Annotated in this window: 16 protein-coding genes; 5 read left to right on the top strand and 11 right to left on the bottom strand. The window is 57.1% G+C overall.

The features are described from left to right. The first annotated feature begins 37 nt into the window (after positions 1–37). From arcB to mtgA, 3 genes are all read left to right on the top strand, one after another. Positions 38–2,377 (top strand): aerobic respiration two-component sensor histidine kinase ArcB, encoded by a 2,340-nt coding sequence (gene arcB / locus CSK29544_RS02765; protein WP_007902689.1) that lies wholly within the window; start codon positions 38–40, stop codon positions 2,375–2,377. A gap of 236 nt (positions 2,378–2,613) precedes the next feature. Next, complete coding sequence (gene elbB, locus CSK29544_RS02760; protein WP_004385099.1) at positions 2,614–3,267, top strand: isoprenoid biosynthesis glyoxalase ElbB; 654 nt, start codon at positions 2,614–2,616, stop codon at positions 3,265–3,267. Beyond that, a complete protein-coding gene (gene mtgA, locus CSK29544_RS02755; RefSeq protein WP_007888682.1) occupies positions 3,264–3,989 on the top strand; it encodes a monofunctional biosynthetic peptidoglycan transglycosylase in 726 nt (241 codons plus the stop codon). The genes elbB and mtgA overlap by 4 nt, the downstream gene beginning before the upstream one ends. An 11-nt stretch (positions 3,990–4,000) precedes the next feature. Here mtgA and npr read toward each other — a convergent pair whose 3' ends face one another. From npr to CSK29544_RS02700, 11 genes are all read right to left on the bottom strand, one after another. Beyond that, positions 4,001–4,273 (bottom strand): PTS phosphocarrier protein NPr, encoded by a 273-nt coding sequence (npr, locus tag CSK29544_RS02750; RefSeq protein WP_004385097.1) that lies wholly within the window; start codon positions 4,271–4,273, stop codon positions 4,001–4,003. Further along, positions 4,270–5,124, bottom strand: coding sequence for an RNase adapter RapZ (gene rapZ / locus CSK29544_RS02745; RefSeq protein WP_004385096.1), 855 nt, complete (start codon positions 5,122–5,124; stop codon positions 4,270–4,272). The genes npr and rapZ overlap by 4 nt, the downstream gene beginning before the upstream one ends. Before the next feature lie 64 nt (positions 5,125–5,188). Then, complete coding sequence (gene ptsN, locus CSK29544_RS02740; RefSeq protein ID WP_004385095.1) at positions 5,189–5,674, bottom strand: PTS IIA-like nitrogen regulatory protein PtsN; 486 nt, start codon at positions 5,672–5,674, stop codon at positions 5,189–5,191. An 82-nt stretch (positions 5,675–5,756) separates the two neighbouring features. Continuing rightward, the gene (gene hpf, locus CSK29544_RS02735) at positions 5,757–6,044 is read right to left on the bottom strand and encodes a ribosome hibernation promoting factor (protein WP_004385094.1); all 288 of its coding nucleotides are present in this window, start codon (positions 6,042–6,044) and stop codon (positions 5,757–5,759) included. Between the two features lie 22 nt (positions 6,045–6,066). Beyond that, the gene (gene rpoN, locus CSK29544_RS02730) at positions 6,067–7,506 is read right to left on the bottom strand and encodes an RNA polymerase factor sigma-54 (RefSeq protein ID WP_004385093.1); all 1,440 of its coding nucleotides are present in this window, start codon (positions 7,504–7,506) and stop codon (positions 6,067–6,069) included. A gap of 95 nt (positions 7,507–7,601) precedes the next feature. Further along, positions 7,602–8,327 (bottom strand): LPS export ABC transporter ATP-binding protein, encoded by a 726-nt coding sequence (gene lptB, locus CSK29544_RS02725; RefSeq protein ID WP_007888677.1) that lies wholly within the window; start codon positions 8,325–8,327, stop codon positions 7,602–7,604. Between the two features lie 6 nt (positions 8,328–8,333). Next, positions 8,334–8,891, bottom strand: a complete 558-nt coding sequence (gene lptA / locus CSK29544_RS02720) for a lipopolysaccharide ABC transporter substrate-binding protein LptA (protein WP_004385091.1) — start codon at positions 8,889–8,891, stop codon at positions 8,334–8,336. Continuing rightward, complete coding sequence (gene lptC, locus CSK29544_RS02715) at positions 8,860–9,435, bottom strand: LPS export ABC transporter periplasmic protein LptC (RefSeq protein ID WP_007888674.1); 576 nt, start codon at positions 9,433–9,435, stop codon at positions 8,860–8,862. The genes lptA and lptC overlap by 32 nt, the downstream gene beginning before the upstream one ends. Further along, a complete protein-coding gene (gene kdsC, locus CSK29544_RS02710) occupies positions 9,432–9,998 on the bottom strand; it encodes a 3-deoxy-manno-octulosonate-8-phosphatase KdsC (RefSeq protein ID WP_007888672.1) in 567 nt (188 codons plus the stop codon). The genes lptC and kdsC overlap by 4 nt, the downstream gene beginning before the upstream one ends. Positions 9,999–10,013: 15 nt before the next feature. Beyond that, a complete protein-coding gene (gene kdsD / locus CSK29544_RS02705) occupies positions 10,014–11,000 on the bottom strand; it encodes an arabinose-5-phosphate isomerase KdsD (RefSeq protein ID WP_007888671.1) in 987 nt (328 codons plus the stop codon). 14 nt (positions 11,001–11,014) lie between these two features. Next, a complete protein-coding gene (locus CSK29544_RS02700; RefSeq protein ID WP_007888668.1) occupies positions 11,015–11,992 on the bottom strand; it encodes a calcium/sodium antiporter in 978 nt (325 codons plus the stop codon). 233 nt (positions 11,993–12,225) lie between these two features. On the opposite strand from CSK29544_RS02700, the gene mlaF reads away from it, so the two are divergent. Both mlaF and mlaE read left to right on the top strand, forming a co-directional pair. Continuing rightward, complete coding sequence (gene mlaF, locus CSK29544_RS02695) at positions 12,226–13,041, top strand: phospholipid ABC transporter ATP-binding protein MlaF (protein WP_007872833.1); 816 nt, start codon at positions 12,226–12,228, stop codon at positions 13,039–13,041. A 7-nt stretch (positions 13,042–13,048) separates the two neighbouring features. Next, complete coding sequence (mlaE, locus tag CSK29544_RS02690; RefSeq protein WP_012125965.1) at positions 13,049–13,831, top strand: lipid asymmetry maintenance ABC transporter permease subunit MlaE; 783 nt, start codon at positions 13,049–13,051, stop codon at positions 13,829–13,831. The last annotated feature ends 3 nt before the right edge of the window (positions 13,832–13,834 follow it).

Below are 13,834 nucleotides of genomic sequence, written 5' to 3'. Positions count from 1 at the left end.
GGTATTATTGAACGGAATATCAGTACAGGAATCCTTTATGAAACAGATCCGCATGCTGGCGCAGTACTACGTCGATTTACTGGTAAAGCTTGGCCTGGTGCGTTTTTCGCTGCTGCTGGCCCTTGCGCTGGTCGTGCTGGCGATGGCGGTGCAAATGGCCGTGACAATGGTGCTGCACGGCCAGGTCGAAAGCATTGATGTTATTCGCTCGATTTTCTTTGGTCTGTTGATCACGCCCTGGGCAGTCTACTTTCTGTCGGTGGTGGTCGAGCAGCTTGAGGAGTCGCGCCAGCGGCTCTCAAAGCTGGTGGATAAGCTCGAAGAGATGCGCGAGCGCGATCTCAAGCTCAACGTGAAGCTTAAAGACAACATCGCCCAGCTTAATCAGGAAATCGCCGACCGTGAAAAAGCGGAAGCCGAGCGCCAGAATATGCTGGAGCAGCTAAAAGTGGAGATGAAAGAGCGTGAGGTCACGCAAATTCAGCTGGAGCAGCAATCCTCTTTTCTGCGCTCGTTTCTCGACGCCTCGCCGGATCTGGTGTTCTACCGTAATGAAGATAAAGAATTTTCGGGCTGCAACCGGGCGATGGAACTACTCACCGGTAAAAGCGAAAAACAGCTGATTGGGCTGAAGCCGCATGAGGTCTATGCGCCCGAGGCGGCGGAAAAAGTGCTGGAGACCGATGAAAAAGTCTTCCGCCATAATGTGTCGCTGACTTACGAGCAGTGGCTCGACTACCCGGATGGCCGCAAAGCGTGCTTTGAAATCCGCAAAGTGCCGTATTACGACCGCGTGGGTAAACGCCACGGGCTGATGGGTTTCGGGCGCGATATTACCGAGCGTAAGCGCTATCAGGACGCGCTGGAGCGCGCCAGCCGCGATAAGACGACCTTTATCTCCACCATCAGCCATGAGCTGCGCACGCCGCTTAACGGTATTGTGGGGTTGAGCCGCATTCTGCTGGATACCGAACTCAGCGCAGAGCAGGAAAAATACCTCAAGACCATTCACGTTTCCGCCGTGACGCTTGGCAATATCTTCAACGATATTATCGACATGGATAAAATTGAGCGCCGTAAAGTGCAGCTTGATAACCAGCCCGTCGATTTCACCAGCTTCCTGGCAGACCTGGAAAACCTCTCCGGCCTGCAGGCGCAGCAGAAAGGGCTGCGCTTCGTGATGGAGCCGGTGCGTCCGGTGCCGCATAAAGTGCTGACCGACGGCACGCGCCTGCGGCAGATCCTCTGGAACCTTATCAGCAACGCGGTGAAATTTACCCAACAGGGCCAGGTGACGGTGCGCGTCAGCTATAACGAAAACGAGCAGCTACGCTTTGAAGTGGAAGATTCCGGCATCGGTATTCCGCAGGAGGAGCAGGACAAGATTTTCGCCATGTATTACCAGGTGAAAGACAGCCAGGGCGGCAAACCGGCGACGGGCACAGGGATTGGGCTTGCGGTGTCGCGCCGTCTCGCGAAAAGCATGGGCGGCGATATCACGGTATCCAGCAAACCGGGGCAGGGCTCGACGTTTGTTCTGACGGTGCAGGCACCGCGCGTGGCGGAAGAAGTGGAAGATACGCTCAACGACGACGAGATGCCGCTGCCAGCGCTGCATGTGTTACTGGTGGAAGATATTGAGCTCAACGTTATCGTGGCGACGTCGGTGCTGGAAAAACTGGGTTGCAGCGTCGAGGTGGCCATGACCGGCAAAGCGGCGCTGGAGATGTTCAGCCCCGGCGAGTTTGATCTGGTGCTGCTGGATATCCAGTTGCCGGACATGACCGGGCTTGATATCTCTCGCGAACTGAACCGCCGTTATACCCGCGACGCGCTGCCGCCGCTGGTGGCGCTGACCGCCAACGTACTCAAAGATAAAAAAGAGTATCTGGAAGCGGGGATGGACGACGTGCTGAGCAAACCGCTGGCGGTGCCGGCGCTGACCGCGACCATCAAAAAATTCTGGGATACGCAAGCTGATGATGAGGAGCAAGACGTGACGACACGCGATGACGGCAAGCAGCAGGCGCTGCTCGATCTCCCGATGCTGGAACAGTATCTGGAGCTGGTTGGCCCTAAACTCATCACCGACGGTCTGGCAATGTTTGAAAAAATGATGCCGGGCTACCTGAGCGTGCTGGAATCTAACCTCACCGCGCGCGATCAAAAAGGCATTGTCGAAGAGGGCCATAAAATCAAAGGCGCTGCCGGTGCGGTCGGGCTGCGTCATTTGCAGCAGCTGGCGCAAAAAATCCAGTCGCCCGATCTGCCAGCGTGGTGGGATAACGTTGGGGAATGGATTGAAGAGCTGAAGCAGGAGTGGCAACACGACGTCGGTGCGCTGAAAGCGTGGGTTGCCGGCGCCGGAAAAAAATGACCCCGGCTAAACCGGGGTGCGCGAATACTGCGCCAACACCAGGGAAATCGTGGCCTCGCCATTGATTAATGATGTTGATCTTTTTAACTACGTGGCGCGGCCTGAGTGATCAAGGCGCTCGTACATAAGATAGCAAATCTTAAATGATTTGTTATGTGAATCAGTAAAATGTGTGAAGCATAACGTTTAAATAACATTTTACTCCAGGTTTCAACGGCTTAACGTAAGGATAAATCATGAAAAAAATCGGAGTGGTTTTAAGCGGTTGCGGCGTTTATGACGGTTCAGAAATTCATGAGGCGGTGATAACCCTGCTGGCGCTGGCCCGTAATGGCGCGCAGGCTGTCTGCTTTGCGCCTGATAAACCACAAGCGGACGTGATTAATCACGTCACGGGCGAACCGACCGGCGAGACGCGTAATGTGCTCGTTGAGGCGGCCCGTATCGCCCGCGGCAAGATAACGCCGCTGGAACAGGCGCGCGCGGAAGAACTCGATGCGCTGGTGGTGCCAGGTGGCTTCGGTGCCGCCAAAAACCTGTGCGATTTCGCCACGCGTGGCAGCGAATGTTCGGTTGATCCGGCGCTTCTGGCGCTGGCACGTGTGATGCACGACGCGGGTAAACCGCTCGGGTTTATCTGTATCGCGCCCGCGATGCTGCCGAAAATTATCGCCGCGCCTTTGCGACTGACCATCGGCACCGATATCGATACTGCCGAACTGGTGGAAGAGATGGGTGGCGAACATGTGCCGTGCCCGGTGGACGATATTGTGGTTGATGAAGATAACAAAGTGCTGACCACGCCCGCCTATATGCTGGCGGAAAGCATCGACGAGGCGGCGGCGGGCATTGAGAAGCTGGTGGCGCGCCTGGTGGCGATGTGCGAATGAGTAAAGCGCGCGGCTCGCTGTTTGTGCGTCTGCGTCGGCTGGCGCTGCGCGCCATTCTGGCGGTGCTCGGCGTCTGGATCGCGGGCATTCTGCTGTTCAGCGTGATGCCGGTGCCGTTTTCAGCGGTTATGGTCGAGCGGCAGTTCTCCGCGTGGTTGAGCGGCGATTTTGGCTACGTGGCGCACTCCGACTGGGTGAGCATGGATGAGATTTCGCCCTGGATGGGGCTTGCGGTGATCGCGGCGGAAGATCAGACGTTCCCGGAGCACTGGGGCTTTGACGTGGCGGCGATTCAGAAAGCCGTCGCGCATAATGAAAACAGCCGCCGCATCCGCGGGGCGTCCACGCTGTCGCAGCAAACGGCCAAAAACCTGTTTTTATGGGACGGACGCAGCTGGCTGCGAAAAGGGCTGGAGGCGGGCTTAACGCTCGGCATTGAAACCGTCTGGAGCAAGCGCCGCATTCTGACGGTCTATCTGAATATCGCAGAATTCGGCGACGGCGTGTTTGGCGTGGAAGAGGCGTCACAGCGCTATTTCAATAAGCCCGCCAGCCGCCTGTCGGCATCCGAAGCGGCGCTACTGGCGGCGGTGCTGCCTAACCCGCTGCGCTATAAGGCGAGTGCGCCGTCAGGCTACGTGCGTGCGCGTCAGCAGTGGATTTTGCGCCAGATGCGCCAGCTCGGTGGGGAAGGGTTTATGGCGCAGCATAAGCTGCGCTGAGGGCTGGGCGGTCAGTCTTCGTCAAAGCCTGCGTTAAACAGCGCGATGACGGCCGCCAGCGCTTCTTTTTCCTGCGGGCCGGTGGCTTCAATTTCAATATGCCCGCCCTGGGCGGAATCCAGCATCAGTAGCGCGATAACGCTGCTGGCTTCCGCTTCCGTGCCCGCTTCATTACGCAATAACACCTCCGCGTCAAAGCTCTGCACCAGTTCAAACAACTTCATGGCCGGGCGGGCGTGCATCCCGAGCCGGTTGGTGATTTCAACGGTCTGTTTTACGGTCATGATTTGCGTTTTTCCAGCGTGCGATGGCGGGACTGAACGTTCTTGCCGCGCGAGCGGAAGTAATCCGCCAGCTGTTCGGCGATATAAACAGAGCGGTGTTTACCGCCGGTGCAGCCAATCGCGACGGTGAGATAGCTGCGGTTGTTGGTTTCCAGCATCGGCAGCCAGAGTTCCAGGTAGCTGCGGGTCTGGTAGATGAAGTTATGCACTTCGGTATGGCGGTCGAGAAACGCCGCGACGGGCTTATCGAGGCCGGTCATTGGACGCAGTTTCGGGTCCCAGTGCGGGTTCGGCAGGAAACGGACGTCGAAAACGTAATCGGCGTCGATAGGAATGCCGTGTTTAAAGCCGAACGATTCAAACACCATCGTGAGTTCGCGCTCGCGCTTGCCAAGAAGGCGCGTACGCAACATCTCCGCCAGCTCATGCACCGACATTTCCGAGGTATCGACGATCAGATCCGCACGCGAGCGCAGCGGCTCCAGCAGATCGTTCTCTTCATCGATGGCGCTTTCCAGCGAGAGATTTTTGCTGGAGAGCGGATGCAAACGACGCGTATCGCTGTAGCGGCGGATAAGCGTGTTGCGATCGGCGTCGAGGAACAGCAGTTGCGGAGAGAACGCGTCCGGCAGGTTGTTCATCGCCTGCTCAAACACCTCCGGGGATTCCGGCATATTGCGAACATCAATGCTCACCGCGGCGGATATCTGCCTTTCCGAAAGCGTGCGCGCCAGTTCAGGCAGCAGCACGACAGGCAGGTTATCGACGCAGTAGAACCCCATATCTTCCAGTGCACGCAGGGCGACCGATTTCCCTGACCCTGAACGTCCACTGACGATCATCAGAACCATCTGCTGTTTCTCCACACTTCAGACCGGGTAACCGGCGCCTCCTGGATTGTGCCTGTCGGCACGGTCATTCATTCTCTTCACTGGTTTCAGTGATTATCTGGTAGAGCTCTTCATCGCTTTGCGCGGCGCGCAGACGGCGACAAATCGTTTTGTCCGCCAGCCGCTTCGCCACCAGAGAGAGCGTATGCAGATGCGTTTTGGTTTGATCCGCCGGCACCAGCAGCGCAAAAAGTAAATCGACGGGCTGGTTATCAATGGCGTCGAAAGGGATAGGCGTTTCGAGCTGGACGAAAACGCCAACGGCACGCAGCGTATCTTCTTCGAGCTTGCCGTGCGGGATGGCGATGCCATTGCCGATGCCGGTACTGCCCATCCGCTCACGCGTGAGGATCGCTTCAAAAACGACCTGCGGCGGCAGGCTGAGCTGCTTTGCCGCCAGCTCGCTGATAATTTCCAGGGCGCGCTTTTTGCTCTGGCAGTGTACGCCGCTGCGAGTGCATTCCTGGTTTAATACATTGCTCAATGGCAGAGCCGAATCATTATTCATCATAATTTCACCTAAGCGTTTTCTGGTGCGACGGCTCGCCGCACGGGCCACGAGCCGCCGATGTCCCAGCGAAACGCCCGGACAATTAATGTTGTTTCAGTTTATCTTTGTGTTTAGTGAGCTGCCGCGCCAGTTTATCAATCAAACCGTCAATGGCGGCGTACATATCCTGCCCTTCCGAACTGGCATGCAGCTCCCCGCCGTTCACATGCAGGGTGGCGTCGGCGACCTGCGTCACCTTTTCCACCTTCAGCACAATATAGACCTGATTAATCCTTTCGAAATACTGCTCCAGCTTGGCGAACTTGGTGTTAACGAATTCGCGCAACGCTTCAGTGATTTCGACGTTTTGTCCTGTGATGTTGAGCTGCATAGTGTCTTCCTTATCGGTTGGGTCAGACCAGCTGTTTGCGCTGGTTTGACGGCGGTATGGATAAAGATTCTCGATACTTCGCAACGGTACGGCGGGCCACCATGATCCCCTGTTCTGACAGCATAGACGTTAACTTGCTGTCGCTTAAGGGTTTCGCGGGGTTCTCCGCTGCAATCAACTTTTTCACCAGCGCGCGGATAGCCGTGGACGAGGCTTCGCCGCCGCCCTCGGTGTTCACGTGGCTTGAGAAAAAATACTTTAATTCAAAGATGCCGCGCGGGCTGTGCAGATATTTTTGCGTGGTGACGCGGGAGATGGTGGATTCATGCATCTCGACCGCCTGCGCGATATCCGCCAGCACCATCGGCTTCATATACTCTTCGCCCTGCTCAAAGAACGCCTGTTGCTGTTCGACGATACAGCGGCTGACGCGCAGCAGCGTGTCGTTACGACTCTCCAGGCTTTTGATAAGCCATTTGGCTTCCTGGAGGTTGCTGCGGATGAACTGGCTGTCGGATTCATTGCGCGCGCTGCCGGACATGGCGGCGTACTGCTGATTGATTTTAAGCCGGGGAATGCTGTCGGCGTTAAGCTCGACCGTCCAGCGGCCGTTATGCTTGCGCACCAGCACATCGGGAATAACATATTCCGGCTCGCCGGTCTGGATCGACTGGCCGGGGCGCGGATCGAGCGACTGGATCAGATTAACGGCTTCTTTGAGCACATCTTCTTTAAGGCGCGTAACGCGCATCAGGCTGCGGAAATCATGGTTGGCCAGCAGGTCGAGGTGATCGCTGACTATCTGGCGCGCCTGGGCAAGAAAAGGCGTTTCGGCGCTAAACTGCGAAAGCTGGATCAACAGGCAATCGCGCAGATCCCGGGCGGCGACGCCGACCGGATCGAAACGCTGAACGCGCTTCAGTACAGCTTCGATCTCTTCGAGGCCGATATCACCATCGCTGTCGCCCATGCCGTCGAGAATATCCTGCACCGTCACGGTGAGATAGCCAGTATCATCCACCGCGTCGACGATCGCCGTGGCGATGGCGCGATCGGTATCGGAAAACGGCGTCAGCTCCACCTGCCACATCAGGTAATCCTGCAGGCTCTGGGTGGTTTCGCCCTGATAAACGGGCAGTTCGTCGTCGATATAGTCGGTGCCGGTGCCTGAAGGCGTACCCGCGGTGTAGATTTCGTCCCAGCTGGCGTCAAGCGGCAGTTCGTCCGGCATCTCTTTTTGCTCCAGCGCTTCGGCGGTGTCCAGCCCTTCGCTGTCCTGCGTTTCCTGAGTGGCAATTTCGTCGTGAATGTCGGTTTGTTCAAGCAGGGGATTACTCTCCAGCGCCTGTTGCAGCTCCTGCTGAAGCTCCAGCGTGGACAATTGCAACAAGCGGATGGCCTGCTGCAACTGCGGCGTCATGGCGAGCTGTTGGCTAAGCCTTAGTTGCAAACCTTGCTTCATATTCAGAGCAAAAATCCTCAGGTGTAAACGTCAAAAAGACCTGTGCAGCAGGGCGCGCCGGGTCGCGCGCCGTTTCTGCCTGTTGCCCTACCCTATCAGAGTCTGAACTCTTCCCCAAGGTATACGCGTTTAACCTGTTCGTTCTGCAGGATTTCATCAGGCGTGCCGTGGGCGATCAGGTGGCCCTGGCTTACGATGTAGGCGCGTTCGCAGACGGCCAGCGTTTCACGCACGTTGTGGTCGGTAATCAGCACGCCGAGGCCGCTGTCGCGCAGATGCTCGATAATGCGTTTGATGTCGATAACCGAAATCGGGTCGACACCGGCGAACGGCTCATCCAGCAGGATAAACTTCGGGTTCGCCGCGAGCGCGCGGGCGATCTCCACACGGCGACGTTCACCGCCGGAGAGCGACTGGCCGAGGCTATCGCGAAGATGGTCGATGTGAAACTCTTCCATCAGCTCTTTGGCGCGATCTTCACGCTGCTCGGTGCTGAGATCGTCACGAATTTGCAGGACCGCCATCAGGTTGTCATAGACGCTCAGGCGGCGGAAGATCGACGCCTCCTGCGGCAGATAGCCGATACCGCGACGCGCGCGGGCGTGCAGCGGCAGCAGACTGATATTTTCATCATCAATGATGATATCGCCCGCGTCGCGCGGCACGATGCCCACCACCATATAGAATGTCGTGGTTTTACCCGCGCCGTTCGGGCCAAGCAGGCCGACAATCTCGCCTGAATTCACCGTCAGGCTGACATCTTCCACTACGCGGCGGCCTTTGTAGGCTTTCGCCAGGTGTTTCGCAATGAGTGTTGCCATAAGGGTTTAGTTACTCTTGTTCTGGGCTGGCGCCTGAGAGGTGCCGTCTTTATTTTGCAGCTGCGACGGCACCAGTACGGTGGTGACGCGTTTGCCTTTCTCGCTGAACGCCTGCATTTTCTGCTCTTTCACGAGATAGGTGATTTTGTCGCCTTTGATATTGCTGTCGAGCTGCTCAAGATAGGCGTTGCCGGTCAGCACCACAAAGTCGTTTTGCAGCTCATAGTGCATTTTGGCGGCGTGGCCTTTCACCGGCTTGCCGTTGTCCTGCATCTGATAGAACGTGGCCGGATTGCCATAGCCGTCAATCACTTCTTTACCTTTCTCGCCGCCAGGACGCGTCACGACAACTTTATCGGCGTTGATTTTGATCGAACCCTGCGTCACCACGACGTTGCCGGTAAACGTGACCACGTTACCCTGCATGTCCAGAGACTGCTGGTCAGATTCAATGTGAATAGGCTGTTCGGTATCGCCCGTCAGCGCGAACGCCGGGAAGCCTGCCGCCAGCAGCGTACTGGTGAGTACGAGATTAAGGCTGAGTTTGTTTATTCTGGATTTCATAGGAGGTTCTAACCTTTTCAATCAGCTCGGCATTTTTGCTGCGAAGGTTCCCGCGCATTTTCAGGCCGCTGGAATTAAAGCTGGTGCCGTAAAGAGTAACAAGCGTATCAGAGGTAACGTCCTGGGTGACCAGGTTGATCTCCGCCTTGTCGGTCGTAATTTTGCGTAACTGTGAATCGGGCGTCAGCGCGTTCACTTCCACATGACCGGTCAGATAGAGCATCCTGTCATTGGTCAGTTTGGCACGATCCGCCTTGACCGACCAGGTCGGCACTTTATTGGTATCGAAGGTCGTCATCACCGGCTGCGTAAACCAGGAGACGCCGTCTTCAGAAAAATATTCGACATGCTGTGCGACCAGGCGGTAGTTGAGCGCGCCTTCCGGGCTATAGACCAGCGTATTCGACTGTTCGCTCTGGTATGTTGGTTCGTTGCTGTTTACCGTCGTCGGGCCGCTTTCATCCTGATCGGCCAGATTAATGCCAATCAGCACCAGCGCGGCCAGCGCCAGCAGGATAATGACCCAGCGTCTGGTCTTACTCATATGGATTGCCCTATGGCCTCATCTAGTTTGCCCTGCGCCAGCAGCAGAAGGTCACACACTTCGCGCACCGCGCCGCGCCCGCCAGCAATACGCGTGACGTAATCGGCTTTCGGCGTGAGCAGCGGATGCGCATCCGCTACCGAGACGCTCAGCCCGACCTGTGCCATAACCGGCCAGTCAATTAAATCATCGCCTACATAGGCGACATTTTCTGGAGAAAGCGCCAGTTTTTCGAGCAGTTGACGGTAAGCGATGAGCTTATCGGACTGCCCCTGGTAAAGATGCGTAATGCCGAGCGTCTCGCAGCGGTCTTCCAGCAGCTTCGCTTTACGACCGGTGATAATCGCGACCTCAATGCCGGACGTCAGCGCGCAGCGAATGCCGTAGCCGTCGCGCACGTTGAAGGCTTTCAGCTCTTCGCCGCTGTTGCCCATGTAAATCAGGCCGTCAGACATTACGCCGTCGACATCCAGAATCAGCAGGCGGATTTGCGCCGCCCGCTCAATGACCTGCGCGCTCACCGGCCCGTAGCAGGTAGAGAGGGCGCCATCAGGGTTACTCATTAAACCTTTCCTTTGTTACACCACGCCTGCGCGCAGCAAATCATGCATATGTATCACACCGCGCAACTGGTCGCCATCAGCCACCATGACGGAAGTAATATGACGCGACTGCATGAGGTTCAGCGCATCGACCGCGAGCGTGCCCGGACGCACCCGAATACCGCCGGGCGTCATCACATCAACAATTTTCATCTGGTGCAGATCGCCGCCCATATCAAAGACGCGGCGCAAGTCGCCATCAGTAAAGACGCCTTCGATTTTCATCAGGTCATCGCACACGACGGTCATGCCAAGATTCTTGCGGGTGATTTCCAAAAGCGCGTCGCGCAAAGAGGCCTCTTTGCTGACGTGCGGAATTTCATCGCCCGTGTGCATGATATCGTTAACGCGCAGCAGCAGCTTGCGCCCGAGCGCGCCGCCTGGGTGCGAAAGCGCGAAATCTTCAGCGGTAAAGCCGCGCGCTTTCAGCAGCGCGACGGCGAGCGCGTCGCCCATTACCAGCGTCGCGGTGGTGCTGGACGTCGGCGCGAGACCGAGCGGGCAGGCTTCGTGCGGGACTTTCACGCACAGGTGAATGTCCGCGGCTTTCGCCATGGCGCTCTCCGGACGGCCTGTCATACAGATAAGCTGTACCTGCAGACGTTTGAGCACCGGGATCAGCGCCAGAATTTCGTTGGACTCACCGGAATTGGAAATCGCTATCACGATATCCTGCGCGCTCACCATGCCTAAATCACCGTGGCTCGCCTCGGCCGGATGCACAAAGAATGACGGTGTGCCGGTGCTGGCGAGCGTGGCCGCCATTTTTTTACCGATGTGTCCTGACTTGCCCATGCCCATCACGACCACTTTGCCGCGGCAGTAGAACATGCTTTCGCAGGCGCGGGCAAAATCGGCGTTAATATATTGATCCAGCTGTTCTAGGCCTGCGCGCTCAATAGTCAGGACCTCTTTCCCGGCCTGTTCAAAGTCAAACCCTGGCGGTAAATCTAGTTGCGACATAATGCGATTCCGATTCATCCAACGAGACGCGGCGACGCCCAGAACAGCATCACCATCCAAACGATAAACCCACATAATAATCCGGCGCCGGTTTTTTTACCGAGATACCGCTCAGGACGCCAGCACAGCATCACGAAAATCACGCTAACCAGCAGCATGACGCCGTAATCGCGCGTAAACGCCAGCGGATCGAAATGACCGGGCGCGAGCAGCGCGGGCAGGCCAGGGACGATAGCCAGATTGTAAACATTCGATCCGATAATATTGCCGATGGCGATATCGTCTTCGCCTTTACGCGCGCCCGCGATGGCGGTCGCCAGTTCCGGCAGGCTGGTGCCGATAGCGATGGCGGTCAGGCCGACGGTCAGCTCGCTGATGGCGAAACCCTGAGCCAGTACGGTCGCGTTATCCACCACCATACGTGTAGCCATCGGCATAATGATAAGCGCCACGGCAAGCCAGAGAAACGCGACCGAGCGTCCACCTTCGCGCGGCAATTCGGCAAGCTGCTCGCGCGTCAGGCTGTCGTTACCCTGACGCTCCGCACGGCGAGCCAGGCGGATGATAAACCATAAATAGGCGGCGGCGATAAGTAACAGCCAGATACCTTCAGCACGGGTGAGCATGCCATCCCACAGCACCAGACCCGCCAGGGCGCTCACCAGCAACATGGCGGAGAGCTCACGACGCAGCATGGACGAGTGCACCGCCAGCGGACGCAGCAGCGCCGTTAAACCGGCTATCAGCAGAATATTGGTGATATTCGACCCTATCGCCGTACCGACGGCGAGGCTGGTTTCGCCATGCAGCGCGGCGGCGACAGAAACCATGATTTCAGGCAGAGAGGTACCGATACCGACGACGGTAATGCCAATCAGGAGCGGCGGCACGCCCAGACTGCGGCAGAGTAGCGAGGCGGCGAAAACCAGACGATCGGCGCTATAGACCACCAATAGCAAACCAATAATCAACAGCGCCGTAGCTAAAAGCATGCAAAGTCCTTTCTTCAGGTATAATCGCCGGTCCACTGTGCCTGAGTTGCTGGCCGCGCATACAGATCGTTTATGAACGAAGTAAATTCTTAATTTTGACCAGATGCGGGCCAAAAGTAAAACAAATGCCAGCTTTCGCTAACCTCATATGGGGATATTCTGTAAAAATAGCCTCTTTGCGGTGTCGGCTGGCGCCATTATGAACAACTCTGCGAACCATAAAGGATGCGTTGATGAGCCAGATCGGTGAGACATTGATTGACGTGCGTGGCGTGAGCTTTACGCGCGGCAACCGATCTATTTTTGACAATATCTCGCTTACCGTCCCGCGCGGTAAGGTAACGGCCATTATGGGGCCGTCAGGGATCGGTAAAACCACGCTGCTGCGCCTGATTGGCGGGCAGATTGCGCCTGATCGCGGGGAAATTCTGTTCGACGGCGAAAATATTCCCGCCATGTCCCGCTCGCGGCTTTATGAAGTGCGCAAGCGCATGAGCATGCTGTTTCAGTCCGGTGCGCTGTTTACCGATCTGAATGTGTTTGAAAACGTCGCCTATCCGCTGCGCGAACATACTCGTCTGCCGGAACCGCTGTTGCGCAGCACCGTCATGATGAAGCTTGAAGCCGTGGGGTTAAGAGGGGCCGCGAAACTGATGCCTTCCGAACTCTCTGGCGGTATGGCACGCCGGGCGGCGCTGGCGCGCGCGATTGCGCTGGAGCCGGATCTTATTATGTTCGACGAGCCGTTCGTCGGTCAGGATCCTATCACCATGGGCGTGCTGGTAAAGCTGATTTCCGAGCTAAACAGCGCGCTCGGCGTCACCTGCGTGGTGGTGTCGCATGATGTGCCGGAAGTCTTAAGCATCGCGGATTACGCGTATATCGTCGCCGACAAACGGATTGTCGCGCAGGGCAGCGCGCAGGCGCTGCAAGAGAATACCGATCCGCGTGTGCGCCAGTTCCTTGATGGTATCGCCGACGGGCCGGTGCCTTTCCGCTATCCCGCCGGGGATTATCACCACGATCTGATTTCGCCAACAGGGAGTTAGTCTGCTCATGCTGTTAAATTTACTGGCGTCGATGGGGCAACGCGGGCTTAAATTCAGCGCCTCCTTCGGCCGCGCCGGGTTGATGCTATTCAATGCCATCGTCGGCAAGCCGGAATTTCGCAAACACGGCCCGCTGCTGGTGCGCCAGCTCTATAACGTGGGCGTCCTGTCGATGATTATCATCATCGTCTCGGGGCTGTTTATCGGTATGGTGCTGGGCCTGCAGGGGTATCTGGTGCTGACCACCTACAGTGCGGAAACGAGTCTCGGCATGCTGGTGGCGCTGTCACTGCTGCGCGAGCTGGGACCGGTTGTCGCCGCGCTACTGTTCGCAGGCCGCGCCGGTTCGGCGTTGACCGCGGAAATTGGGCTGATGAAAGCGACCGAGCAGCTTTCCAGCATGGAGATGATGGCGGTCGACCCGCTGCGCCGCGTGATTTCGCCGCGCTTCTGGGCGGGCGTTATCTCGCTGCCGCTGCTGACGGTAATTTTCGTGGCGGTGGGCGTCTGGGGCGGTTCTCTCGTCGGCGTAAACTGGAAAGGCATTGATGCCGGGTTTTTCTGGTCCGCCATGCAGGACGCCGTCGACTGGCGTATGGATCTGATTAACTGTTTGATTAAAAGCGTGGTGTTTGCCATCACGGTGACCTGGATTGCGCTCTTTAACGGTTACGACGCGATCCCGACGTCGGCCGGGATCAGCCGGGCAACTACACGTACCGTTGTGCACGCTTCACTGGCCGTGCTTGGCCTTGATTTTGTGCTTACCGCATTGATGTTTGGGAACTAACGC

Source organism: Cronobacter sakazakii, assembly GCF_000982825.1.
Taxonomy (GTDB): Bacteria; Pseudomonadota; Gammaproteobacteria; order Enterobacterales; family Enterobacteriaceae; genus Cronobacter; species Cronobacter sakazakii.
Note: the sequence above shows the minus strand (reverse complement) of the source record. Positions and strands in the feature narration are given on the sequence as shown.